Source organism: Sporosarcina sp. FSL K6-1540, assembly GCF_038620285.1.
GTDB classification, from domain to species: domain Bacteria; phylum Bacillota; class Bacilli; order Bacillales_A; family Planococcaceae; genus Sporosarcina; species Sporosarcina psychrophila.
In genome coordinates this window covers 1,451,667-1,477,346 of sequence record NZ_CP152018.1, presented here as the reverse complement: position 1 = coordinate 1,477,346, position 25,680 = coordinate 1,451,667, and the positions used below count along the sequence as shown (strand labels likewise).

Annotated in this window: 27 protein-coding genes and 1 pseudogene; 15 read left to right on the top strand and 13 right to left on the bottom strand. The window is 39.2% G+C overall.

Going from position 1 to position 25,680, the window contains the following annotated elements; all coding sequences use genetic code 11:
- Positions 1-165: 165 nt before the first annotated feature.
- On the bottom strand, positions 166-1,158 hold the full coding sequence (locus MKY15_RS06635) for a bile acid:sodium symporter family protein (RefSeq protein ID WP_342539295.1): 993 nt from the start codon (positions 1,156-1,158) through the stop codon (positions 166-168).
- Positions 1,159-1,172: 14 nt separating this feature from the next.
- Positions 1,173-2,555, bottom strand: a complete 1,383-nt coding sequence (locus MKY15_RS06630; RefSeq protein WP_342539294.1) for an FAD-linked oxidase C-terminal domain-containing protein — start codon at positions 2,553-2,555, stop codon at positions 1,173-1,175.
- A gap of 197 nt (positions 2,556-2,752) precedes the next feature.
- On the opposite strand from MKY15_RS06630, the gene MKY15_RS06625 reads away from it, so the two are divergent.
- The 7 genes and pseudogenes from MKY15_RS06625 (at position 2,753) to MKY15_RS06595 (ending at position 7,080) form a co-directional block, all read left to right on the top strand.
- Positions 2,753-3,466, top strand: coding sequence for a FadR/GntR family transcriptional regulator (locus tag MKY15_RS06625; RefSeq protein ID WP_342539293.1), 714 nt, complete (start codon positions 2,753-2,755; stop codon positions 3,464-3,466).
- A 35-nt stretch (positions 3,467-3,501) separates the two neighbouring features.
- The gene (locus MKY15_RS06620; protein ID WP_342539292.1) at positions 3,502-3,984 is read left to right on the top strand and encodes a hypothetical protein; all 483 of its coding nucleotides are present in this window, start codon (positions 3,502-3,504) and stop codon (positions 3,982-3,984) included.
- 96 nt (positions 3,985-4,080) lie between these two features.
- Positions 4,081-4,800 carry an alpha/beta fold hydrolase gene (locus MKY15_RS06615; protein ID WP_067213664.1) on the top strand — a complete coding sequence of 240 codons (720 nt, stop codon included), beginning with the start codon at positions 4,081-4,083 and terminating at the stop codon, positions 4,798-4,800.
- Positions 4,801-4,980: 180 nt separating this feature from the next.
- Positions 4,981-5,427 (top strand): NUDIX domain-containing protein, encoded by a 447-nt coding sequence (locus MKY15_RS06610; protein WP_067213663.1) that lies wholly within the window; start codon positions 4,981-4,983, stop codon positions 5,425-5,427.
- Positions 5,428-5,483: 56 nt separating this feature from the next.
- Positions 5,484-6,174 (top strand): annotated as a pseudogene (locus MKY15_RS06605) (class I SAM-dependent methyltransferase).
- Between the two features lie 31 nt (positions 6,175-6,205).
- Positions 6,206-6,589, top strand: a complete 384-nt coding sequence (locus MKY15_RS06600) for a YxiJ family protein (protein WP_342539291.1) — start codon at positions 6,206-6,208, stop codon at positions 6,587-6,589.
- Between the two features lie 59 nt (positions 6,590-6,648).
- Positions 6,649-7,080, top strand: coding sequence for a GNAT family N-acetyltransferase (locus MKY15_RS06595; protein ID WP_187046190.1), 432 nt, complete (start codon positions 6,649-6,651; stop codon positions 7,078-7,080).
- Between the two features lie 706 nt (positions 7,081-7,786).
- On the opposite strand, the gene MKY15_RS06590 is transcribed toward MKY15_RS06595, so the two are convergent.
- From MKY15_RS06590 to MKY15_RS06560, 7 genes are all read right to left on the bottom strand, one after another.
- The gene (locus MKY15_RS06590; protein ID WP_342539290.1) at positions 7,787-8,548 is read right to left on the bottom strand and encodes a dipeptide/oligopeptide/nickel ABC transporter ATP-binding protein; all 762 of its coding nucleotides are present in this window, start codon (positions 8,546-8,548) and stop codon (positions 7,787-7,789) included.
- Positions 8,539-9,360 carry an ABC transporter ATP-binding protein gene (locus MKY15_RS06585; protein ID WP_187046187.1) on the bottom strand — a complete coding sequence of 274 codons (822 nt, stop codon included), beginning with the start codon at positions 9,358-9,360 and terminating at the stop codon, positions 8,539-8,541. The genes MKY15_RS06590 and MKY15_RS06585 overlap by 10 nt, the downstream gene beginning before the upstream one ends.
- Positions 9,323-10,210 (bottom strand): nickel/cobalt ABC transporter permease, encoded by an 888-nt coding sequence (opp1C, locus tag MKY15_RS06580; RefSeq protein WP_067213657.1) that lies wholly within the window; start codon positions 10,208-10,210, stop codon positions 9,323-9,325. The genes MKY15_RS06585 and opp1C overlap by 38 nt, the downstream gene beginning before the upstream one ends.
- A gap of 1 nt (position 10,211) precedes the next feature.
- Positions 10,212-11,141, bottom strand: coding sequence for a nickel/cobalt ABC transporter permease (gene opp1B / locus MKY15_RS06575; protein WP_067213656.1), 930 nt, complete (start codon positions 11,139-11,141; stop codon positions 10,212-10,214).
- Between the two features lie 204 nt (positions 11,142-11,345).
- Positions 11,346-12,950, bottom strand: coding sequence for a nickel ABC transporter substrate-binding protein (gene nikA / locus MKY15_RS06570; protein WP_338654609.1), 1,605 nt, complete (start codon positions 12,948-12,950; stop codon positions 11,346-11,348).
- Between the two features lie 211 nt (positions 12,951-13,161).
- A complete protein-coding gene (locus MKY15_RS06565) occupies positions 13,162-13,914 on the bottom strand; it encodes a hypothetical protein (RefSeq protein ID WP_067213655.1) in 753 nt (250 codons plus the stop codon).
- A complete protein-coding gene (locus MKY15_RS06560; RefSeq protein ID WP_231885741.1) occupies positions 13,911-14,447 on the bottom strand; it encodes an RNA polymerase sigma factor in 537 nt (178 codons plus the stop codon). Before MKY15_RS06560 ends, MKY15_RS06565 begins: the two co-directional genes overlap by 4 nt.
- A 188-nt stretch (positions 14,448-14,635) precedes the next feature.
- Here MKY15_RS06560 and MKY15_RS06555 point away from each other — a divergent pair, with 188 nt between their 5' ends.
- A complete protein-coding gene (locus MKY15_RS06555) occupies positions 14,636-15,181 on the top strand; it encodes an NADPH-dependent FMN reductase (protein ID WP_340742556.1) in 546 nt (181 codons plus the stop codon).
- Between the two features lie 854 nt (positions 15,182-16,035).
- Here MKY15_RS06555 and MKY15_RS06550 read toward each other — a convergent pair.
- Positions 16,036-16,599, bottom strand: coding sequence for a GNAT family N-acetyltransferase (locus MKY15_RS06550; protein WP_342539289.1), 564 nt, complete (start codon positions 16,597-16,599; stop codon positions 16,036-16,038).
- 95 nt (positions 16,600-16,694) lie between these two features.
- Positions 16,695-17,579 (bottom strand): DMT family transporter, encoded by an 885-nt coding sequence (locus tag MKY15_RS06545; RefSeq protein ID WP_067213652.1) that lies wholly within the window; start codon positions 17,577-17,579, stop codon positions 16,695-16,697.
- 526 nt (positions 17,580-18,105) lie between these two features.
- Here MKY15_RS06545 and MKY15_RS06540 point away from each other — a divergent pair.
- The 6 genes from MKY15_RS06540 to MKY15_RS06515 all read left to right on the top strand — a co-directional run bounded on the left by MKY15_RS06540 (position 18,106) and on the right by MKY15_RS06515 (position 23,714).
- Positions 18,106-19,044 carry a carbohydrate kinase gene (locus MKY15_RS06540; RefSeq protein ID WP_342539288.1) on the top strand — a complete coding sequence of 313 codons (939 nt, stop codon included), beginning with the start codon at positions 18,106-18,108 and terminating at the stop codon, positions 19,042-19,044.
- A gap of 114 nt (positions 19,045-19,158) precedes the next feature.
- The gene (locus tag MKY15_RS06535; RefSeq protein WP_067213650.1) at positions 19,159-20,313 is read left to right on the top strand and encodes an ABC transporter substrate-binding protein; all 1,155 of its coding nucleotides are present in this window, start codon (positions 19,159-19,161) and stop codon (positions 20,311-20,313) included.
- A gap of 92 nt (positions 20,314-20,405) precedes the next feature.
- Positions 20,406-21,290, top strand: coding sequence for a branched-chain amino acid ABC transporter permease (locus tag MKY15_RS06530; protein WP_067213649.1), 885 nt, complete (start codon positions 20,406-20,408; stop codon positions 21,288-21,290).
- Positions 21,291-21,294: 4 nt separating this feature from the next.
- Positions 21,295-22,275, top strand: a complete 981-nt coding sequence (locus tag MKY15_RS06525) for a branched-chain amino acid ABC transporter permease (RefSeq protein ID WP_342539287.1) — start codon at positions 21,295-21,297, stop codon at positions 22,273-22,275.
- On the top strand, positions 22,247-23,020 hold the full coding sequence (locus MKY15_RS06520) for an ABC transporter ATP-binding protein (RefSeq protein ID WP_342539286.1): 774 nt from the start codon (positions 22,247-22,249) through the stop codon (positions 23,018-23,020). Before MKY15_RS06525 ends, MKY15_RS06520 begins: the two co-directional genes overlap by 29 nt.
- A complete protein-coding gene (locus MKY15_RS06515) occupies positions 23,013-23,714 on the top strand; it encodes an ABC transporter ATP-binding protein (RefSeq protein ID WP_342539285.1) in 702 nt (233 codons plus the stop codon). The genes MKY15_RS06520 and MKY15_RS06515 overlap by 8 nt, the downstream gene beginning before the upstream one ends.
- A gap of 444 nt (positions 23,715-24,158) precedes the next feature.
- Here the strand turns inward: MKY15_RS06515 and MKY15_RS06510 are convergent, their stop codons facing one another.
- Positions 24,159-24,407 carry a hypothetical protein gene (locus tag MKY15_RS06510; RefSeq protein ID WP_067213645.1) on the bottom strand — a complete coding sequence of 83 codons (249 nt, stop codon included), beginning with the start codon at positions 24,405-24,407 and terminating at the stop codon, positions 24,159-24,161.
- A 177-nt stretch (positions 24,408-24,584) separates the two neighbouring features.
- Between MKY15_RS06510 and MKY15_RS06505 the strand changes: the two genes are divergently transcribed.
- Entirely contained in the window at positions 24,585-25,040 is a 456-nt protein-coding gene (locus MKY15_RS06505; RefSeq protein WP_342539284.1) for a general stress protein, read from the top strand.
- A gap of 346 nt (positions 25,041-25,386) precedes the next feature.
- Here the strand turns inward: MKY15_RS06505 and MKY15_RS06500 are convergent, their stop codons facing one another.
- Positions 25,387-25,581, bottom strand: coding sequence for a CsbD family protein (locus tag MKY15_RS06500; RefSeq protein WP_067213643.1), 195 nt, complete (start codon positions 25,579-25,581; stop codon positions 25,387-25,389).
- Positions 25,582-25,680: the final 99 nt, after the last annotated feature.

Here is a 25,680-nt window from a genome sequence, read left to right as displayed (position 1 = left end):
GTTCTCGTTGGTCGAAAACTCGACTTTTGAGAAACCCCCTCTTCTTGCGGTGTTTTTTAACCATGGCGGTGATAACTTATCCTATAGCGGTGATAACAACCATGGAGACGGTGATAACAAATTTATAATAAAGATATTAAGTCAAAACAAGTCCTATGTTCATTCTTACAATTTCTCGGAAGGAGTTAAAACCGTAACTTCCGGTGCATCATCGGGTTCATCTTTCTCTTCAACAATCGGTTTCTTTGACCAGATCGTGGCGAGGATTGGGCCCGAAATATTATGCCAGATCGCGCCCCAAACGCTCGGCAGTGCTGCAAGCGGGCTAAAGTGAGCAGTCGCCAAAGCCACGCCTAATCCAGAGTTTTGCATGCCAACTTCAATTGAAATGGCTCGTCGATCATTTTCGTTCAGGCCGAGCATTACCGCTGTCAAATAGCCAAGTAGTAGACCGAATCCGTTATGAAGGAAAACGGCGATGAAAACAACGAGTCCTGAACTTGCAACATTATCCGCATTGGCGGCAGTGACGGCTGATACGATGATTAAAATCGCCGTTACTGAAATGAGTGGTACAATCGAAATGCTTTTTTCGACAGCTTTCGGGAAAAGCTTTTGGACGGCAAACCCTAATATAATTGGGATGATAATCACTTGGACGATTGACTTGAACATCGAAACTGGATCAACGGGTAGCCATTGTCCCGCAAGTAAAAGCAACAAAAGTGGTGTGACGACTGGAGCCAATAAAGTGGAAAGGGAAGTCATTGCTACTGACAACGCAAGATTTCCTTTCGCAAGATAGACCATAACATTGGAGGCCGTACCGCCTGGAACACACCCGAGAAGCACTAAGCCCGCCGCCAATTCAGGGGGCAACTTGAGCAAGTGAGCTAATGCGAATGCAACTAGGGGCATGATGATGAACTGGGCACCGACACCGACAATTACAGGTAGCGGTTTTGTCAGGACAATTTTGAAATCAACGGGCTTTAACGTCAGTCCCATTCCGAACATGACGACACCTAGTAAAATTGTAATATAGCCGCCCAACCCTAAAAAGGGTGTTGGGACCATAAAGGCAATTACGGCAATCGCGATAACCCAAAAGGCAAAATATTTCCCTGCAATTGTGCTAAGGGTTTCAAGTATTTTCATAGTAGATATCCTCCCTAGTCCATCTTCACGTTTTTATTTGGATTCAATAAATTGTCTGGATCAAGTGCTTTTTTAATTTTTTCCATAACGAGGAGTGCAGCACCGTGCTCTCGTTCCTGGTATTTCTGTTTACCAATCCCAACCCCGTGTTCTCCAGTACAAGTGCCACCACGCTCAAGCGCATACATGACGATTCGTTCATTCAACTCATCGGCTTTCGCAACTTCTTCTGCATCGTTCATGTTCATCATCAGCAGTACATGGAAGTTACCATCGCCTACGTGACCGACAATTCCTCCGGTCAATTCTAGCGACTCGACCGTTTCGCGTGCATGTTCAACGGCACCTGCCAACTCTGAAATCGGAAGACAAACATCCGTTACCATCATCTTTTTCCCCGGATAACCGTGGATGAAGGCATAGGCTAAATTATGCCGCGCCTCCCATAGTCTGTTGCGTCCCGCGTTGTCCGTTTCGAATTCGATGTCTTCACAATGATGGTCTTTAACAATTTCTTTTGTGAAGTCAACATCTTGTTTTAATCCTGCTTCATTCCCATGAAATTCTAAGAATAGCGTTGGTTTTTCTTTGTAGTTGGTTTCACTGTACAGATTCGCCTGTTTTATAGATGGTTCATCGACTAACTCAACCCGTGCGATCGGAATACCAGCCTGTAGAATGGACACAACAGCTTCGACCGCGTCATTGACAGTAGCAAAGGAAGCCCGTGCAGCTGTGACGTGTTCTGGAATTCCGTATACGCGTAGTGTTAATTCCGTAAAGCAACCAAGCGTGCCCTCAGATCCTACGAACAGACCGTTCAGATGAAGGCCAGATGCAGACTTCGCGGCCATATTCCCAGTATGAATGATGGTTCCATCGGCCATCACAACTTCTAAATCACGGACTTGATCACGCATGACACCGTATTTGACGGTCGTTGTTCCACTTGCATTTGTAGCCGCCATTCCACCTAGTGTTGCATCCGCTCCCGGATCGACAGTGAAAAACAGCCCGTGCTTTTTCAGTTCTTTATTTAACTGTGTACGGGTTACACCAGGCTGTACTTTAACGAGAAAGTCATTCTCTCGAACTTCAATAATCTTGTTCATCAGCGAGAAGTCAATTGTGATTCCTCCTTTTGAAGGGATTACATGTCCTTCCAGGCTTGAACCGAGACCGAATGGAATGACCGGAACCTGGTATTCTTTCGATACTATCATTACTTTACTAACATCTTCAGTCGATTCTGGGAAAACCACAATGTCCGGAAGTCCTGCCGCGTGATACGATTCATCCCTGCCATGAAGCTCTCTTATGGTTTCATTGATGGTTACCTGCTCGTCCTTAAGTACTTTTGTTAACGCTTCAACTATATTTACTGTAGAAATTTTCATTATATTTTCTCTCCTTAATCAACTAATTTGTCATACCAATATTTTATGTAATTCGAAATTTTAAATTTTGGTCCAACCACTTTTCATTATACCTAATAATCTGAACAGTGCAACGATTATTTTGAGACATTGATTATTCCAAATTTCATTGATATCGTTAAAGTTACGAAAAAGGTTCGATGTAAGGGGGGAAATCGTTGAATCTACAGAAGAAAAAGACCTATGAAGTTATTATTGAAAAGATAGAAAAGTTCTTTTTAAATGGAAAACTAAAATCGGGTGATAAATTGCCGCCCGAAAGAGAATTGGCAAGTCGGTTTGGTGTAAGCAGGACCTCTGTGAGAGAGGCACTTCAGGCATTAGAGATTAGCGGTGCTATTGAAATCAGACAAGGTGGGGGGAGTTTCATCAAAACGTCTGAAGTTCAGTTAGTAAGTGATGCACTTTCAACTACAATTATTCAAGCTGAAAACAATTTGGTCTATGAAATGTTGGAGCTGCGCCGTGCGTTGGAAGTTGAATCGGTATCTCTTGCCGCACAACGAGCAACTTCAGCAGACTTGGAAAAGATTCGTCAGTCACTAGAACAAATGGCTGTATCGTGGCAAGATGCAGAAGCGGGGGTACAGGCTGATCTGCATTTTCATTTGCAAATAGTCTATGCTACGCATAATAAACTACTTATTAATTTGGTCCAAACGCTGACTGAACGAATGGAGGATACAATTCGTGCGACACGGAAACACCGCTTTTTAGATGAAGATCGCTACGAGGATACATTCGAGGAACATAAGGAGATTTATATAGCAATCGCATCGGGCAATGCTCAGGAAGCGAAGAAACTAATGGAAGAGCATATTACGCGTGTTCGGAGAGAATTAAGTGAAACATTTTTGCCGACTTTTGAATGAAAAAGTACTTATTAAAATCGAAGGAGAAGACGAAGTTGAAAAGTAAATTATTGCTTATGATGCTGGTGTTTACAGGGCTCTTCCTAATTCTAAATTCGCAACATAAAGCTGGCGCAAGTTCTCAAATCATCAGAGAGGACGAGGCAGGTAGCTATCAATATACGGTAATAAAGGAACACGAAACATTCACGTGGGAGGTTGGTTACAAAGGCGATGTATCTGTGATTAAAGAAAGTGAACAAAATCAGGAGGACCTACATAGGTTCATGAATGTAGTTGGAGACATCAGTGCGCAAAAGTTAAGGCTGATACTCTCCGTGTGTTACTTGCTACTTATAGTAATAACAGTAGTCATTGTTCAGAAAAAGAAAAAAGAAATGCTTAAGGAAGCTCTACTCCTACTGATTATTGGTGCTCTTGGGGGAATTGCATTCTACGTCGCTTTTCAAACAATTCTCGAATTGAATCATTCATTAAATGATGCAAAATACTATTATTTGGTGTTAATTCAAAAATGATAGGATACTAACTCTATCTTAAGAAGATAAGTCGATACCATTATATAGTTTACTTTCTAATAGTTAGTAGGGTGGGAATCGGGGGAGGATATTCCAGTGGAAAAGATAAAAATTAAACACTTTAAATACAATATATTTGAACCAATTGCCATTAATAAAAGTGCATTAACGGTAATCTTTTACCATGGCTGGGGGACTGATGTTGACAGTTTTCAAAGTCTTGCTGAAGAGATTACCAAAGAAGGACATACCGTAATAATGCCAGAAATCCTTTACCATGATACTAGAAATCCATTGAAAAAACATTTTGAGAAAGATACTCTTCAAAACTATTTTTGGAAAACAATTATCGAAAGTATTGCTGAGTTTAATGACTTTTTTAATGAATTAAAAATTTCTAAGCAAAAGACAGTACTTGCGGGCAGTTCTATGGGTGGTTTTATAGCTAATGGTATTTTTGCCTCACAAGAAAACGTAGGCGGTTTAGCAAATATTAACGGATCAGGGTCATTTTTATTGTCAGAAAAGATCTTCAGGGAGATGGATAATCGACCAGATATACCACTGGAACTGGAAATGATCCTTGAAAAGTTTGATCCCATTGGACAGAAGAATTGTGATTCACCTGTGCTTCTTATACATGGTGACTCAGATAAAACTGTTTCTTTAGATGGTCAAAAAGATTACTTTAACTACCTTACTGAAAATGAAGGAAGAAAAGATGTGGAGCTATTAATATACAAGGGCGTCGATCACCAGTTTACTTCAGATATGTTGCAGGGTTTGATTATATGGTTGAATGAAATAAGTATATGATGTGGGGTGATTTTTTTGAAGATTGATCATTCTAATTAAAAATAAATAAACATGAAATTGACTTAGATATGTTAAACAAATGAAAGCCTATTTAAACTGTGTTAAGGCGGCCTAGCGAATTAAATGGGGTTCTTTATTTCACATATATAGATCCGAAATTTATGCAAAAGGGAGAATGTCATGAATTACATAAAGTATTTAAGGGGATTCATAGGAACAAAACCTATTATTGCCCCGGGATCAGCAATAATCATAATGAATCTGGAAAATGAATTGTTATTGCAATTACGTTCAGATACAAAAGATTGGGGTATTCCTGGTGGAGGTATGGAGATGGGCGACACATTTGAAGAGACCGCCAAAAGGGAGTTATTTGAAGAAACTGGTCTTGTAGCAAATCAATTAGAACTTTTGGGAGTAGTTTCTGGAAAAGAATTATATTTTAAATTTCCACATGGTGACGAGATATATAATGCAACTGCTGTTTACAAAGCAACAGAAGTTACTGGAACACTTACAAAAGACGAGGAGAGTATAGAGCTATCGTATTTTCCTTTAAATTCATTACCAAGTTTGAACTATACAACTTTAAAAATCTTGCAAAAAGTAGGATATATAGTGGATTAAATTAATAAATTGGGGAATAGACTAGCAATTTTCATTTCGTAGATAAGGGGATTCTTTTGGAATATAAAGGCAATGCAGTTTATGACGATGATGAATCATTTGGAAATTATTTAACAAGAAGACATAGAGCGGAAAGTCCAAACAATATCATCGAAAAGCCGTTGTTAATGGAGCTAATTGGAGATGTTAGTGGGAAAAGGTGCTGGATTTAGGCTATGGCGATGCCGAATTTGGATTAGAGCTGATAAAACAGGGATGTTCATTTTATGAAGGTGTGGAAGGTCCACTCAACATGGTCCAAAAGGCAGTAAGCGTCTTAGATTATACTGCTAGTAAAATTCAACACTCGTCAATGGAAACCTGGGATTTTCCACAAGAACAATATGACCTGGTTGTTTCTCGACTAGCACTGCATTATCTAGAAAAAGTAGATGGGCAATTTGTTTTTAGTGTTCAACATCCAGTTTTAAACTTCTTCAGTACAAAGTGCAACAAAATCGGCACCTACAGATTGGAAGGTAGATGATTATTTTCATACTGGAAAACGTGTAGAGCCTTGGATTGAAAAAGAAGTCGTTAAATATCATTGTACATATAGAAGAATATTTTAAGGAATTGAAACGTGCAGGATTTAAACCTGAGGAAATAAATGAATGTCGCCCGCGTCTTGAAAACTTCAAAAGTGAGGAAGAGTATAGAAGAAGAATGAGAATCCCATTATTTTTAGTATTTGCATGCAGTAAGTAAAGATTAGCAGAAGTTTAAGAGGGAAATTAAAGTGGCGGTGTTGAAAATAGAAAAAGAACTTATTTATAAAGAACTGCTAGCCATAAAAGAAAGTTTATATACCCCTTTTCCATATAGTGATATTTATAAAATACAGCATGACTTCATTAAAGAACTAAACCCGGATGATATCCTAACAGCTGATTTGAATACCTACTGGATGAATATTGTCGGAAGCCTGAGTTATGTTCTCAGGGGGAAGCTGCAAGCAATTCCTCAAGGTCAAATAGAATGGCTTCAATTGACTTTTTATGATATTTTTCATCAATATTATTTTTTGCAAGAAAGCATGATAAATTATCCAACGTTTTACGCTGAGTATATGAATCATGAAAAAGCACGGGAGTTATTAGTAGATTATTTATCTTATAAGTGAACGGTTGAGTTTCGGTGTTTGTTTTTCGAATAAAAGGAATGGAACTAGGAGGGAATAGTATGAAGATAATTGAACAATGGAATCAAGACGATAGCGACTATATAAGAAGTAAGGTCATAGAACATAATATGGAACAGCTCCCGAACGAACTTAAAACCTCAAGGGAAAGTATTAGCTTCGTTATAAAGGATGACAAAGGAGAAGTAATGGGTGGAATTACTGGAGATATATTTTGGCGTCATATGCATATTGACTTTTTATGGGTCGATGAAAGTGTTAGGGAAGAAGGTTATGGGAGTATTTTATTGGAAAAGATTGAAAGTCTCGCAAAAGCTAAAAGATGTAGGCTTATTCACTTAGATACATTCAGCTTTCAAGCTCCTGAATTTTATCAGAAAAATGGCTATGAAGTTTTCGGTGTAATTGAAGATCATCCAAAAGGGTTTAAGCAATACTTTTTGCAGAAAAGATTTTGTGATTCATACATTTGAGAATGAGTATAGTAAGAGATGAATATATAAACACCAAAATAGATACGACTAATTAATAGTCGTATCTAAGATTGTAGACAAACGTATAATTGTTTATCTGATTACAATTAGAAACCGATAATAGACTACTTACTCCTTTGCCTTACTTGGCTTTCAGAAAACGTATCTCTTTTATACGAATAGAGACTAACCAAGTTATTAATCTTTCATAGTTCTCTTTCCATAGTTTTTTCATTATCAACGTCAAGAACAGCAGAGATAACAAAAATAAAAAAGAGATGATACTTGTTAACTGGAAAAAAAGAGTTTCTTTAAAACCACCATAACCAATGCAAATGACAACGCTACTCGCAAAAACTATTGATACAACAGGTAACAATTGAAAAAATATGTCGTAGTTTCGTTTCTTGATAAATCGCATCATAGTCGGGGAAATTAAAGCAATAAGTAAGATATAGGACATAACGACGAGTACGTCTATTACGACTAAGAATAAGTCCATCTCGTTTCAACCCCCTTATCAAAACCACCTATAGAATGACCCTCTTAGAAAAGGCTATATAGTTAAACTATACCCTTTGAACCCTGCGATTATGCATCGAAACATGCTATTTCTTTGCAATGAACATAAAAAAGAGGATGGTGTATCACCCATCCCCGTTACGCTGTCGTTATTCTATTACCCCAGGCTTTTTAAGCGATGCGATCACGGAACATTAAATAGCATTACTGAATTTAGTAACCTCTTCGCATAATCATTTTTTGCAAGTAGTAGATTGGAGCTTTCTAATTCCTCAACAATTTCTCCTTGATATAGAAAAAGAATTCTATCGCAAATATTAGCGACGACCTGAAGATCATGAGTTATAAAGAGGTAAGTCATATTCATGTCATCCTTGATATCGCGTAGTAGTTGAAGAATTTCCGCCTGACTCGAAACATCCAGGGAACTGATGGCCTCATCAAGAACAATAAATTTAGGCTTAGTTGCAATGGCACGTGCAATACAAACACGCTGAAGTTGTCCTCCGCTCAACTCATGCGGATATTTATGGATCATTGTAAGTGGGAGCCCGACTCTAGATAGGAGCTCAGCGATCCGTTCATCTAGATTTTTATTAACTCCTAGAGCAATTAGTGGTTCTGCAATTATACTTCGGGTTGTGAATTGTGGATTTACAGACGAGGTGTAATCTTGAAATACTACACTCATTTTCCCTTTATTCTTCTTAATCCATATCGAAAAAGGTTCTCCCTCAATCATTACTCTGCCCCGACCTGGTTTCTCTAGACCAAGAATGATTTTGCTCAGCGTGCTCTTACCGCTTCCACTTTCACCAATTAACCCTAGACATTCGCCTTTTTTAATCTGAAGGCTAATATCGCTCAAAACCTCGGTTTTAGACTTTATAAAAAAAACACCATCTTTATTATAGCTTTTTGATACGTTCTCAACGTTTACAAACATGATAATACTCCCGACGTCATAGATTGCTGAAACGGCTCTGTTAGGCTCAATCGGGTATTGATTAAATACTTCGTGAAACCATGCTTCGGGGAGGAAAAGACTTCGTTAGTCTTTCCGTATTCTAGACATTTTCCATTTTGCATGACCAGCAATTCATCTGACAAATATTGAACAACCCCTAAATCGTGGGAAATGAAGATAATCGAAGTGCCTGTGAGTTCGCGTAGCAACTTGAATTGCTCTACAATATCACGTTGATTTATGGAGTCGATTGCTGTTGTGGGCTCATCGGCTATTATGATATCCGGCTCCATCATAATCACAATAGAAATCATTACTCTCTGTAGCATCCCTCCCGACAGTTGATGTGGATACATCTTCAAAACTTGCTCGGGATGATGGATATGTACACGATGCAACGCAACTTTTGCCATGTCTATAGCGAGCTTCTTTTTAACCCCTAAGTTTTCGCGAAATGTCTCACTCATTTGTCTGCCGATAGTATTGAGTGGATTAAAAGCTGTCATTGCATCTTGAAGAATCATACAGACTTGTTGTCCCCGGATTTTTCTCATCACCCCGTTTGATTGTCCGATTAAGTTCATTCCATTAAAAATGGCTTCACCCGTAACATCCAACCATGGGGAAGTTAAACCGAGGATTGCTCTTGCGGTTATTGATTTTCCACTTCCGCTTTCACCTACAATTCCGAGGCAGCTGTTCTCTTTAAGAGTGAAATTTAAATCTTGTACAATCTGCTGCCCACTTCTCGTGTCAATAACGGATAGCTTTTTTACTTCTAGTAAAGACATTCAAGCGACTCCTTTTCTTTTTCATCTGAAAGTGTTTAGGATTTATGGCTGAATGTAAGCTGTCGCCAAGGAAGTTGAACGCAGCAACGACAATTACAATTGCAAGTCCTGGAGCAAGCATATGTGCTGGATGGGTAATCATTACGTTTCTCGCTTCATTTAACATCATGCCCCATTCTGGTGTCGGAGCCTGTACTCCTAAACCTAGGAAGGAGAGTGCAGAGATATTTAAAACAACCCATCCCGTATCAAGGGTTGCAAATACCGCTACTTCGCCTGATACACCAGGAAGTAAATGTTTTCTCATAATATGTCCTGTGCTACAACCGGATACCTTAGCGAAGCGTATATAATCTTTGTCTATATATTGAATAACCACGGATCGGATCATACGTGTATACCAAGCCCATTTGGCAAGGATGTTGGCAATTACCACATTTAACAAGCCTGGTCCAAGGACCCCTACAATCGCTAAAATCATGACTTCTGATGGAAAAGACAGCATAATATCACAAAACCTCATAATAATTTCGTCTACTTTCCCACGGAAGAACCCTGAAATAATTCCAAGCAATGTTCCAATCGTAATCGTAATGCACATTGTAACCAAAGCGAAAAAGACGGTTGTACGAATTCCAAATAAAAGTCTGGATAAAATGCATCGTCCTAATTGGTCTGTTCCTAATGGGTAGGTTTGGCTGACTCCTGCATATTTCTGAAGGATATTCATTTCTAACGGATTATGAGGTGCAAGAATGGGAGCGAAAATACCGGCAGTAATAACCAAAAGTAACAATGATAAGCAAAGAATGGCCAATTTATCAGTCTTTAAACGTCTCCAAACATTCATACTATAATTCCTTTCTCATGCGTGGATCAAGCATTGTATTAAGAATATCAACTAGAAGATTACATATAACGAACAGCACGCCCATAATTAATATGTAAGCTTGGATAATTGGGAAATCCGAATTAAAGATTGCAGTAACGCATAATCGTCCAATACCTGGCCAAGCAAAAACATTTTCGACAATAACCGTTCCAGCAATCAGCTTAGGAATCGACATTCCTATGGCGGTCATGGAAATTTGAAGAGAGTTTTTAAAGACTTTTCTGGTGATTGTGCTTTCCTTTAAGCCACGAACCCTAGCATAAAGTACAAAGTTTTCACTTTTGTTTTTAATCATATTGTTTCGAATAAGGCGGACATAAGTTGAAATAAATCCTAAAGACAGCGTGACAGCAGGGAGAATAACAGAACTTGGCCTTTCCATACCGCTAGTGTCGAACCAATTCAGCTTGACAGAAAAGAGCCAGATAAGAAGAATTCCTATCCAAAAACTTGGCATGGCTGTGGAGATGAAAATCAATGCGCGCATCACTTTATCACCGATGCTTCCTTCGTAAATGGCGCACAGCATGCCGATTATAATACTGAAGGAAAGAATAATAACTAACGCAATGAACGCGAGCTGGAGAGTTGCCGGCAGTGCAGTTGCCAGTTGATCAGCAACAGGCTCATGCGTTACATAACTGTTACCAAAGTCCCCTTGAAGGTTATTTCCGAGCCATGAAAAATACCGGACTAAATAGGGTTTATCAAGACCCAGTTCAATTCTCATTGCCTCTATCATGTCTTCTGTCGGTGTAACTTGGTTTACTCGCATTGCAATTTCTGCCGGATCGCTAGTTCGTAAGTTGATCAGTACAAATGCTAAAAACGAAATGCCAAGGATAATTGGAATGATAACTAGCACACGTTTTAATAGATATATTTTCAAGGATATTTCTCCTAACAAGATATTTTATCAAGTAAAATCCCCGGCCAATTCTCTGTCTATAAAAGCATAATCGGTGAGAATTCTATATCTATATAAACTGAGCGAAAGTGCTTGGCTTAGGGCGGGAGGCATCCCAGAGCGCTGTAGCGCCTTAAATGGGATACTTTATTTCAATACATTTATCTATCAAAGGATCGTTTGATTTTATTCTTCGAAGTACATTTTTTCAAAAGGAATTTCGTACTGTGAGACATTAAAATCAACTCCTTTTAGCGCCTTAGTATGAACGGCCTTTGTTACAGAATAGGTTAATGGTATATAAATATTCTCGGAGTGAATATACGTTAAGATATCCTTATACATTTGCTTACGATTATCTTCGCTTTGTTCACTCATAAGATCAGTGATGACTTGATCCAGCCATTCCTTTTTCTCAAGCCCTACTTGTGCTTGATAATCGGCATGAGAAGGCACTCGCCAAGACGATACATAAGTTTGTGGATCATAAGGCAGTCCCCATGATAGAGAATACATTAAATCGAAATCTCCTGTTTTTTGTCGGTCAAAATAGGCTTGTTTCTCTTCTCCAATGATTTTAAGACTGGCACCAACTTGTTTTAAATCATTCTGCATTGATTCACTGATTGTACGTTCCTGAGCGTTATCGGAGTTATAGTAAATTGTAATCTCAAGTTTATTTCCATCTTTATATCGATACCCATCTTTACCTATTTTCCAGCCGGCTTTTGTTAGCAATTCATTTGCTCTGTCTTCACTATATTCTTGTTTTATTAAGTTCACATCTGCATAGGGGACAGATGGTGCAAGAAGGGTATCGGCTACTTGCTCAGCCCCATTTAGAATTCCCTCTGCAATCATTTGTTTGTTAATCGCAGATTGGAATGCTTCGCGAACTATTGGATCTTTTGTAATCGGTTTTTGTGAATTTAAGACAATTGCTCGAGAACCGACTGGACGGCTAACAGCGGTGCTGTATTTGTCTTGCTCAGAAAGCGCCTTGAAAGAATCGTTATCTACCATATCTCCATCGGAACCAAATAGTAGGTCGATTTCACCTTTTTCCAAGGCTAGAAGTATGGTTTGGTGATCGGGCATCACTTTCCATTTAATGGATTTTATTTTCGGCTTATCGCCCCAGTAGTTGTCATTCTCCGTAAATACGGCATATTGATTTTTTTTATGCTCTGTCAACACATAAGGACCTGTACCTGCATAGCTACTAACTCCATTAGCTGTTGTTCCGGCGATAAAACTTTTGGGTGAAATAAACCGAAAGGGGCGAGTCAGGCCGAGTTCTTCTAGCGTAGGATAATAAGGATTCTTCAGTGTTAACTGGAATGTATACCTATCCACAGCTTTTGTTTCTTGGATTTCAGCCACAAGATTCAGCCATGCATTTTTTTCAATATTTTCTACTACAGCATCTACATTCATCTTTACAACTTCCGCATTAAATGGCTCACCATCTGTAAAGACAACTCCTTGCCTTAGATAGAAAGTATATGTTAAACCATCCTCCGAAATATCCCAGTTTTCAGCTAAGGCAGGTTTTATCCCTTCATCCGTATTAATTACCAGAGATTCAAATACAATGTTTTGGGCTGGCATTTCACCTGCATAGAGATGCGGGTTAATGTCTCGAATATCTTTTGTACTTGCAAAGACAAGGTCATTAGTAGACTTAGCTTTGGAGGTCGGGACATTGCCGTCCTTTTTATCGAAGCAAGCCGAGAGTAAAATTACAGTTAGTATGAGTAGGAATATAGAATAACTTTTTTTGTTTTTCAAAGCATAGTCTCCCTTTAGTTTTTGTATTGCAGATTCCTTTATCAAATCGTAATCATTACGATTTGATAATTAGCTTAGCATGAAAAATATATCGATGCAATATCTATTTAGGAATTCAGAGGGGGCCAACCACCAAAACGGTATGGTGAAATATATGCAAGCGTTCAAAAAAAAAAGACCGTCTCTTGACGGCCCGCTCAAAAAAAAGTTATTATTCTACGATCTCAAAGCTCTCCAACATATGGTGGAACCTTGCTCCGTGGCCTTCCGCAGCTTCGAGGAAATAGTTTTCTGTAATGATGTAGCTACCGTCTTTGCCGTTGCTGATGACATAGGCATGAACAACTTTAGCATCCCAATCGCTACCGTTCAATCCGTGTAATAAATAACCTTCAACTGGTTCTGTCACTGTTTCGACTGCTCTTAGCTCCGGGAAGTCTTTCTTTAACTCGGCTTCAAACTTTTTAACGAGATCTTCGGGTTTCTGATCAGCTACTTGTTTAATTTCCATTGTCACTTCCGGGTACTTTTCTGGAAGGGGTTCAATTGTTGTAATGACGTCTGCTTTATCGCCATTGATCATTTTATAGCGTGTTTCATCGACATAGATGATGTACTCGGAGTTTCCACCTTCATTTAAATTAACATCGGTTTTTTCGTCCTGTCCTTCAATGCTTTGAGTAATTTCCTTTTCTGGGACGAACATGTCTTTAATACCTTTCATGAATGCCATTCCTGTATCGGTTTGTAAACTGAATGCGATGACAAGGGCGGCGGCAGTTGTAATGATAATTGGAATTACACGATTTTTCTTTTTCATTTTCTTCACATCTCCTCTGTTAACGTTCTCTTCGCTGAATAGTTCTTTTTCTAGACCGTTCCATATTTCATCTTTTAGACCAAGCGTTTCTTGCTCAGTCCGTTTATCGAGAGCCTCTTTTGCTCGTTCGTCGAAGTTACTCATTGTGATCCCTCCTCCTTATTCGTCGGGTCTAACTGTTCTTTTAGTCGTTTTCTACCTTTAAACAACCGTGACTTTACTGTATTGTGATTTAACCCTAGAATGTCCGCAATTTCTTTTTCGGTAAAGCCCTTCACATACTTTAATATGATTGGAATTCGATGTATGTCATCAAGCGATTGAATCGTATCGTATAAATCGGATAGCTGATTGAAAGATTCTTCGGCAAGAGATGGGTCATTTTCCAAGTCGGGATGTTCAAATTTTGAAAGAGGGGACTCTTTCTTTAGGTAACGAAGACATTCATTCATTAAAATCCGGTAAAACCACGGGTCAAAGGGCAATTCAGGGTTGTAGCTACCGATTTGCCGATAGACGCGGATGAACGTTTCTTGTACCGCATCTTTGGCCATTTCACGGTTGCGCGTAATAGCAGAAGCCGTTCGAATTGCGTAGTCTGCATATGCTTCGTAAAATTCGCGAAACGAGTCTTTGTCACCGGTCTGTATGTTTCGTATCAATTTTTCTATCTCCACTCGGGTTTCACTCCTTCCAAAACAACGGTATTTTGTTGCTCTTACTATACTTACCCTTAGAAACACTAAAAAGTTTTCAGGGAAGAAATTTAATTTGCAAAGTTGAGTCGAATGATAGATGTGAATCGTAGGTATCGTGTAGAATACATGTTAAAGAATGGAATATGTAAAAAAGAGGAGAGAACTTGATGAAAATTGTAGCGATTGTCGGGAGTTTACGAAAAGATTCATTCAACATGCAGTTAGTAAAAACGATTGAAAAGAGATACAGTCACCTTTTCGAAATAGAAATTGCGGATATCGGAAATTTGCCGTTCTACAATGAGGATGAGGAAAAGTCACCTTCTGAGAAAGTACAAAACTACAAGAAAATGGTTGCTGATGCGGATGCTGTATTCATTAGCACACCTGAATTCAACTGGTCCATGTCGGGCGTTTTGAAAAATGCATTGGAATGGCTATCCAGAGTGGACAAGCCGATAGCAGGTAAACCGGTATTGCCAATGGGAGTTTCTCAAGGAGTGTTAGGGACGGTTAGAGCACAATTGCACTTGCGACAAGTATTAGGGAGTATCCAAGCAACTACACTGCCTCCTGCGGGAAATGAAATATTCATTGGCTCAGCCGGACAAAAGTTCCAAGATGGTTATCTGACAGATGAAGGCACTCTCAAGTTTTTGGATTTAGTCGTTGATAAGTTTGTTACTTTCGTAAAAGAGCAAGAAAGTAAATAAAGAAAACCGCCTTTTCGATTTCTAATGGATAGAAAACGAAAGGGCGGTTTGTATAGTGAAAGAAAGTCACGTCTGTTGATTAACCACTTTCTTGCATAAAGAGCAGGTAAGAAAGGCTTGAAAAACGCCATTTTCACTTGATCATTTCCGGTCCGCTTTCAGCGAAATAGTCATGACAACTTTACCGAGGGGAGAGTGTGGCTAGAAATGACTTCGTCATTCCTAGCCACACTCTTTTCAGTAATTCTGTTACGATTAGTTACCTGTCGCGTTCCTACAATGTTTAAGTGAAAAATACAGCTACTTTTGAAAAAAAGAGTAGATGACTCTTTAGAAAGGTTGTAAGTGCCCGAAGATACAATTTCGGGCACTCTAGTACTTTGTACAAGGTGTTCCTTGCTTACTATTAGTAAAGAGTATGCACCTTATCATGCGATGGACTATAAGAAAGTGACTCTTCCTTAACTAAAAAAGACAAGACTATGGAGAAGGCTTCAGCCGCCAAAATTGTATTTTTGTCGGCTACTATTCAGATAAGAAGTCCCGCTATTCTTTCGTCCCGAAAAGTTTTAGCACTTTGTGTATATATGCATTTGGAGCGCGACGGATGAATAAGCACCATACGATTACCGAAAAAATGTGTAGGGATGCGACGAAGTCGTATTCCTACACATCAAGACATCTCGTTAATCGTATAGGGGTCGTTCAATCCAAAGCGATCCAAAGTAATTGTACAAGAAGTGCCTAGTGTTGGATTTAGTTATTTACTGGTTGTTTTTGGTTAATCAACACTTGTAAAAGAAAATATAAGTTTTTCACCTGGAGTGGTGTCTAGACTCCAGCGCTGTTCTTAGTTAAACAATTTTCACCATATGATGAAAAGGTTCACCAATGATTGTCCAGGGTGAGACGATTTCATAACCCAGCCGTTTGTATAGACGAATAGCTGGTTCTTTTTGTGTTTCGACGTTTAAAGAAAGCTTTGCACTGTATTTTTGTTTCGCGACTTCTTCTGCGTACTCAAACAACTCCGTACCGATTCCTTTACCGCGAAATGCAGGATCAATACAAACTGTATCGATGTAAAGTTCGTCAGCTAAAGATTCCGCTTCGACTTCAGAGTTAGTAGCACCTTTTTTAGCAAGCCACTCACTTAAATTTCGATCGAGTTCAGGGGCATCTGCGCCTGCATACAACACCATAATACCTGCTACTTTTCCATCCAGCTCGGCAATATATGTATAGAGATGGGAGTGTCGGTTATCCTCACGCTTGAAAAGTACGCATAGTTCCTGCTCTACCTTGACCCATTCTGTTTCGCCTGTCATTCTTTTAGCGATATCACCGATTGCGTCGATAATAAGCGGTGCAGCCTGTTCGGCATCAGTCGGTTGTGCTTGTCGAATTGTTATGTCCATTATTAAAAACCTCCTTCTACATCCTCTATTATATCAAATACTACCTGTTGTAAAGAAAACAACCCACCTGCAAGTGCAGTGGGCTGTTGAAACTATCAGTTGTATTTCAATCTTCTCTGCGCAATGGTCGGTAACGTCATACCAATTACGATAATAATAATACCAATTACTTGGAAAATTGTCAGCGCTTCGCTCAATAAAATAACGGACGCGGTGACAGCAACGGGAAGTTCTGCTGCGCTTAAAATCGATGTCATCGCAGTCCCAACTTTCGGCACTGCAATTGAGAAGAGGTAAATCGGAATGACAATCCCGAACAATCCTAGGATCAAACCGTATACCCATAAATTTTCGTTAAACAACGTACCGTTCCAGACGATTTCGGGCGATTGGAAAAAGAAGATTGCAATTGCTGCGAAAAACGATGTGAACAGTAGACGCGTTTCCGTATCCATTCCTTCAACTTGTCGTGAATTAATCATAACGAATGATGCAAAGCTGACAGCTGAAGCCATTCCCCATGCCCAACCTTGCCAAGGAATTCCGCTAAGATCTGCATCGATAATACCGGCTGCAAGAATTGTACCGCCGAAAAGGAAAAGAAGTGAAATGACTTCAATCCGTTTTGGAAGGCGTCGTTTCGCGATACAGTCGAACAGCATTCCTACCCAAGTGAATTGGAATAGCATAACAACCGCAAGAGAAGCAGGCATGTATTCAATGGCTTGGCCGTATACCGTACCAGTCGTTGCAGTAAATAACCCTGCAAGAAGGAGTGTCACACCACCGCCAAACTTTGGGACTTTACGTCGTACAAAGACGAAGATAAGTAGAGCTATGAAAAAACCGACAAAGTATTGGCTCGTTACTGCTTCAGCAGCAGTGTAACCATCTTGAATCGCGAGTTTAATAATTGTTGAAAGAATACCATAACAGCTTGCTGCAAAGACGATAAGTAGTGGATAAATCCATTGTTTCATAAGAAAATCCTCCCGTTCCATCCAAACAGTATACCACGATTAGGGAAAGAATTACAGGTCAGAGGTCAGACAACTAACAAGAATTTAAATTTTGGGGTGTAATGATTCGATTATAAAGTCACGTCTGTTGAATAACTATTTGTTTGTATAAAATACTGGTGAGTAGGGCTTGGAAAAATCCGTTTTCACTGGATCATTTCCGGTTCGCTTTCGGCGAAATTATCACGACACTCTTTTCAGTAATCCTATTGCGAATAGTTGCCTGTCGCATCCCTACATATCCAGACATCTCGGTAATCGTATAGAAGTCATTCAATCCAAAGTAAATTATATACGTAGCGCCCAGTGGGTGATCATGTTATTCACTAGTTACTTTTGGTTAATCAACAGGCGTGTTCCGAAAGCGCCGAAGGGGATTGGAAGAAATTCTTTATTTCAACTTTTAAAGCGATATATTTCCGTACTCTTCCTGTAAATCGTGTTCCATGATACGATTGGGAAAAATAAAGTGATAGGGTGTACATTCATGATTGATGCGAATAAAAAACATGTTTTAATTTACGGCGATGCATTCGTCGATTATATAGCGGAAGACCAGTCCAATTCAACATTCACGACGTTTCTTGGCGGAGCAACGGTCAATGTGGCAGCGGGTATTTCTAGGCTTGGCGCTTCGTCCGCATTCATCACCGTGACAGGAGATGACGAAACTTCCGAATTTGTTCGGAATGAATTGAGGAAAGAAGGCGTCGACTTGACGTTTGCTAAACTGGAGAATGACAAACGGGTGAGTGGCGTGTATGTCCATTTGACGGATGACAACGACCGTATTTTTCATACATATATAGATGAGACGCCTGATATCCAGGTAGAAACTACTGATTTGTCTATAGAGGCATTTCAAGATGCTTCCGTATTGCATATTTGTTCGGGCACAATGTTTCATTTAACAGCTCTACAAACGACGCGGGAAGCGGTACGTCTAGCTAATAAGTTTGGAGTGCCTTTGTCATTAGACGCAAATATCCGTCCGCTAAGGTGGAAGAGTGAAGCGCATTGCCGTGAGACAATCATGTCATTTGTTGAGAACACCAATCTGCTGAAACTGACCGAAGAGGAGCTTTTTTTCCTAACGGAGACAGATACGTTGAAAGATGGAATCCTCAAGTTAGCACCTTATCGGATTCCTGTAATACTCGTCACCGCGGGTGAGCTCGGTACGTTTGCTGTCATTGACGGCAGCATAACACATGTAGGCGTTGAACCCATCATAGCTGTCGATACGACGGGAGCAGGCGATGCATTCATTGCAGGAATTCTTCGCCAAATCCAATTGAAAGGGAAACCAAAAACCCGCGATGAGTGGATTGACTATATTTCCTTTGGCAATAAACTCGGTGCACTCTGTGCAACAAAATCGGGCGCATTGTCGGCAATGCCTCGGCTTGAAGAAATAGATGAATAATGGAATCCTCCCTTTTTTATAGGGAGGATTTTTTATTTGATATTCCAATTAACTAAATAGTGGTGTATATTTAGAATTATCACTATTTTTAACTATTAAAGGGGATGGGATTAAATGAATAAGAGAATAAAACTGCTATTTTCAGTCTTGATGATGTTCACGCTAGTTGTGCTGACAGCTTGTGGAACCGATACGAAGGATGCGGGCGACAAAGAAACAGGAGCAGATGGCCCGGTAAAGGCTAAAATAGGTGTCATTTCTTATTTAACTGGACCAGGAGCTGGTTATGGAGAAGCAATTACGAATGGCTTGAAACTGGCCAATAAAGAACTTAAAGAAGCAGGGGAAGTTGACCTGGAATTAAAGATTGAAGACTCAGCTGGTAAACAAGAAGAAGCATTATCAGCTGCACAGAAATTGATGAACTCAGATAATGTCGATGCAATTATTGGGCCTACGCTTAGTACAGAAATGTTTGTAGTTGGACCTGAAGCAGATTTAAATGGTGTTCCAATCATGGGGACTTCAAATACGGCTGAGGGGATTCCTCAACTTGGGGATTATGTATTTAGAAACTCAATCCCTGAGACACTAGCGATTCCAGCGTCAGTACAAAAAGCAATTGAAAAATATGATGTTAAAAAAGTAGCGATTTTATATGGCAATGACGATGTATTTACAAAAGCGGGTTACGATGTAATGAAAAAAGTAGCAGAAGACTTAAATCTGGAGGTCGTTACGACAGAAACATTCCAGTTAGGTCAATCCGATTATAAAGCACAATTGACGAAAATAAAGAACTTGAACCCGGATTTGATTCTTGCATCTGCTTTGTATAATGAAGGTGCGGTAATTTTAGACCAAGCTAGAAAAATGGGGCTTGATGTTCCATTTGTGGGTGGGAATGGATTCAACTCACCGGAAGTTATCAAAATTGCTGGAGATGCATCCAATGGTTTAATCGTTGCGACACCGTGGTTTGCTCAAAAGGATGACGAAAAAGTAAAGAACTTTGTTAAAAACTATACAGAAGCATATGGAGTTGAACCAGATCAGTTTGCTGCACAAGCTTATGATGGATTGTATCTAATGGCTGAAGCGGTTAAAAATGCAGGTGTAGCTGACCGCGATGAAATTCGCGATGCGTTAGCAACACTCAAGGACTTTAAAGGTGTATTAGGCACAATGTCATTTGATGAAGACGGAGATATTGTCATGGAACCAACTGTATTAATTATTGAAGGTAATGAGTATGTAGTGTTCGAATAAATGATCGGCAATCAGGTTGAGATGTTTGCAGCCTGATTGCATTTCTATTTTAACTATTTAAAAAAGCTGAGAATGGATAAGGAGGGTGCACATTGCTAATTGAACAATTAATAAATGGTCTTACATTGGGTAGTATTTATGTTGTTGTTGCCCTCGGTTATACGTTGGTGTTTGGTGTCCTTAACATTGTCAATATGGGGCATGGGGAAATTTTTATGTTTGGTGCATTTATGGGCGTTATTGTAACGAATAGTTTAGGTTTACCATTATATGTGGCCTTTTTGGTCGCAATTATTGTTACAGGTATATTAGGTTATTTCCTTGAGCGTTTTGCATTAAGACCACTGAGAGGTAAAGAGGGCGTGTCCCATCTTGCTCCGCTTATCAGTACGATTGGGGTATCTATTTTTCTTGAAAATGCTGCTCATCACTTTTTTGGAGCTGGAAATCATCCATTTCGGACAAGTTTTTCAGAGTTGAACATTACGATTGGTTCAACAACCGTCTATTATGTCCAAATTCTTATCTTCATTATTGCGATTCTATTAATGTTTGGACTCACATTTTGGCTGTCGAAAACAAAGGCGGGCAAGGCATTACGTGCAAGTGCGGAAAATTTAGCTGTTGCAAGCCTACTAGGTGTTAATACGAAAAGGATGATTACACAAACAGTTATTATTGCATCTGCAATGGGTGGAATTGCCGGAATTCTAGTTGGGATTGCATTCAACTCAGTTAATCCACAAATGGGTTTATCATTCGGATTAAAAGGTTTAGCTATTATCATTCTTGGTGGTTTAGGAAACGTTCGTGGTGCGATGGCGGGCGGGTTAATATTAGGGCTTTCTGAAACGTTTTTAGTAGCTTATGGAAATTCAGGCTATCGTGATGCGATAGCGTTTTTAGCTATTATCATTATTTTAATTGTGAGACCACAAGGACTTTTCGGTACGGCAACATCGAAATCAAGGGGGTGATTATATGTTAAGCGAATTAATAAACCCATATTATTTGCAAGTTGCAACTTTTATTTTATTGAATATTATCCTTGGTGTTAGTATTTACATAACACTTGGAACAGGGCAATTGTCACTGGGGCATGCAGGATTCATGAGTATAGGTGCATACACGTCGGCTATTTTAACGCTTAATTATAATGTACCTCTAATACTCGGTATTATTATTGCAGCTGTGTTTACAGGTTTTATCGGCGTGTTAATTGGTTTTCCTGCCCTAAGGTTACAAGGCGTATATCTTGCGATTGCGACGCTTGGGTTTGGGGAGGTCATTCGAGTACTGTTTATCAATTGGGAAGGTTTAACAAACGGTGCTATTGGGATTCGTAGTATCCCTCATCTTGGGCGAGAGATTTTGAGTTTTAGTAACAGTTTAGGTTTTAGTCCGGAAATGATTGGATTAAAAAATAACCAATTTATAAGTTTAGCAGTTTTTCTTGTATTACTGATGATTAGCATTGGCGTTATTTGGTTCTTTATTAGACAAAACAATTCTAGAATTGGGCGTGCATTTGCTTCTATTAAAATGGATGAAGAGGCATCGGAAGCAATGGGTATTAACATTACATACTATAAGATTCTAGCATTCGGTCAAGGAGCGCTACTTGCTGGATTTGCAGGTGCATTATATGCACATTTAACGGCTTATATTAGTCCATCAGATTTCGATTATCATCGTGCTGTTGAAATTCTGATCTTTGCTATATTTGGAGGAAGTGAAGTTATTTGGGGACCGATATTCGGTGCTATTTTCCTTTCAACAATGCCAGAGTTTTTGCGTGTTATCAGCGAGTATCGTTTCATGATTTACGGTGCACTCCTTGTATTGATGATGGCGTTCCGGCCACAGGGGCTCATTGATATGAATGTCGTCAATTGGATTAAACGTCCAAGATTAAAGAAGAAGGAGGGAAAACATGGTACTGGAAATAAAAAAGATAAGTAAAAACTTTGGTGGGATTCAAGCATTGACAGATGTTTCTTTTTCAATAGAACAAGGAGAAGTGCTTGGCTTGATAGGGCCAAATGGTGCTGGAAAAACAACAATGTTTAATATGATTACCGCCATGTTTCCTCCTAGTTCTGGTGAGATAAAATTTACAGGACAGTCGCTTGCAGGTTTGAAACCGCATGAAATTACGAAACAGGGCATTTGTCGTACATTCCAAAACATCAGACTCTTTTCAGAGTTAACTGTTCGCGAAAATGTAATGGTAGGAAATCACTGTCGTCTCACTACTGGTGTTTTGCAAAGTGTGTTTCGGACGAAATATCAAAAGCAAGAAGAGGAAAATGTTCTGAAAAGATCGGATGAGATTCTAGAAATTGTTGGATTGTCAGAATACAGTCAAACGATTGCGAAAAACCTTGCTTACGGTCAACAACGTAGATTAGAAATTGCAAGAGCTTTGGCAAGTCGACCTAAATTATTGCTTCTTGACGAGCCAGCTGCTGGAATGAATGAAAAAGAGACAAATGATTTGTTTGATTTGATCAAGAAAATTCAAGCGCTAAATATAACTATTTTATTAATTGAACATGATATGCCACTTGTTATGCGGATTTGTAGCCGTATTGTGGTATTGAACTTTGGAAAGAAAATTGCAGAAGGTACACCGAGCAGTATTCAAAACAATAAAGAAGTAATTGAAGCCTACCTCGGGGTTGAGGAGGAAGATGAGCTTGCTTAAACTACAGAATGTCAGTACTTTTTACGATAAGATTCAGGCATTGAAAAGCATTGATGTAACGGTTGAGGAGGGGACGATAGTAACCATCCTCGGTGCAAACGGTGCGGGGAAAACAACGATGATGAATACGATTGCAGGTTTATTGAAACCGAAAGAAGGTAGTATTCATTATTTAGGTAAGGATGTAACTGGACAACGACCTGATCAGCTTTTAAGAAAAGGGTTAGCTTTAGTTCCAGAAGGAAGAGGTATTTTGGCCTCTATGACTGTTTTAGAAAACTTGGAAATGGGAGCGTATCATCGAAATGACGCTGAAGTAAATGCTGATCTTGAAAAGGCGATGAATCGATTCCCAATACTAAGGGAAAGACAATCTCAGCTAGGAGGTACACTTTCAGGCGGGCAACAGCAAATGCTGGCAATCGCGCGAGTAATTATGTCTAAGCCAAAGTTACTTTTACTTGATGAACCATCGATGGGACTGGCCCCGTTAATCGTTGCAGATATCTTTAAAATTATTAAAGAGATTAATGAAGCAGGAACGACTGTTTTACTGGTTGAACAAAATGCACGTCAGGCTTTAAAAGTTGCGGACTATGGCTATGTGCTTGAGACAGGTAAAGTGGTCGCGAGTGGTAACGCGAAAGAGCTGCTGCAAGATGATACGATAAAAAAGGCTTATCTAGGACATTAATAATTTTGAAGTACATCGACGGTAACGATTTTTGTTGCCGTTTTTTTGCGTTGAACTTTCAATCCAAAGTAATTCAAAAGCACCTGTACATAGAGTGCCTAGTGTTTCATCACAAAAATAAGCAGTACTTTTCTGGTTAATCAACACACGTGTGAAATTGCTATACTATATTTATCATTAGCAAATAGAAAAATTGTGAAATTAACGGTTGAACTCTCAAGTATTCCTCGGCTATCTGCATTTGAATTTACAGAAATGGTTGCGTGGCTAAGCAGGTGTCATAAGGCAAGCAAAAAATACATAGGAATTTGTCGGTCTAGGAGAAGCGATGAACGAAAAGACGGATACTTTTTTCGGGGGAATGAAACAGCTATTATTACATAGGCGATTGTCCATAAACCAAAACTGTACCCCAATCACATTATATGAATGGGGTACAGTTTTTTACTGTTTTTTAAGTCCAGAGCCGCGGAATTTCTCTTCGCTGGATGAATTACTTTTGGAATCGTGATGATGTTTCTCTTCCCGTTCTTCCAATTTTAAATCTTCCAGAGGAATAGAGTCGACAGTTTTCATATCTTCATGCATATCGTAAATGCTTTCCTTATCAGTTCGGAGGTTTTCGGGATTATCCATGTATGGTCCTTCAGCATCCTTTCGGTCCCGTTCAGTAAATACTTTTTTGTTAGTCATCAAAAACAGACTCCTTTCATCTTCGAGTTTGCCGTGGAATATTCTCTTGTCCTTATGTTATTCACTCTTTTACAGAAACTAAACATCCGATTTGATGGAGCAGTGCGTTTCTTAATGGTTTGGACGGGTACAATAAGAAACAAAGGCAATATCATCGAAAAGGAGGAATTTTGTAAAATGGAAAACAAGAAGTATATCGGTACATTTCATTCCATTGATACAGTTTTATATAAAATTACAGAATTGAAAGCGCAAGGCTATGATGAAAGTGATATGTATGTTGTTACCAATGAAGAAGATAATATTTCAATGCTTCGGGGACAGACCGATGCCGAACTCCTCGGTACAGCAGATGATAATTGGTTAGATCGTTTTAAACTGTTTTTGGGCGGTGAAGAACCCATTCTGAATGCTTTTTCACGCATGGGGTTTTCAGAACAGCAATCAAGGGACTATTACAATGAAGTTAAAAATGGTGGCGTTGCTCTATTCGTTAAAAGTAAGGCACTGGATGAGATGGATAGTAGTACAGAACGTGGCCTGAGCGGAGAACCATTGGATGGTCAGGGTGGAAACCAACAAATGATCGATAATGACGGTACGGTCCCACGCCTCAATACAAGAAACTTATGAGTGGCAGAAGACGGCTGTTTACCCATTGCAAACAGCCGTACTATTTATATATATGTTGAACAAATGAATACCTAAATAAACTAAGCGGAGGCGCCTTACAAGGGGATCTTTATTTCAACTTAAATAGTTGTTATTACGGTTACCCTATTAGTTTCGCAAAATTTACATTCACGCCTTAATAATTTCACACTACCTCAACAAATTAAAAAGCCCCCTCCGTCTAAAAAAGGGGGACATACAGTCATATAATCAAAAGAATGATGCATATTGATACACTTATTCCAATTTCTTAACAGGTATGGACTTATAGCTATCACTGTTTGATAGATGACTTACTTTTTAAAGATTATCGATTGTTATTATCGGAAACTTTATCTTTTAGTTCTCCGATTTTCTTTTGCGCTTCGCCTTTTAACTTATCAAACTTACCTTCAGCTTGTAGTGAAGGATCATTTGTGGCATTGCCTATCTGATCCTTTGTTTCACCTTTCACTTTGTTTACTGTCCCTTTGACTTTGTCTGAGAAACTACCGTTTGTCATTGTAAAGCCTCCTTTTTATTCTTGTTAGGTAATAGATACCCTGCATGAAAAAACATTAAACATGGGAGAAAAAAATAATACTCAATGGTATTTGTTCAG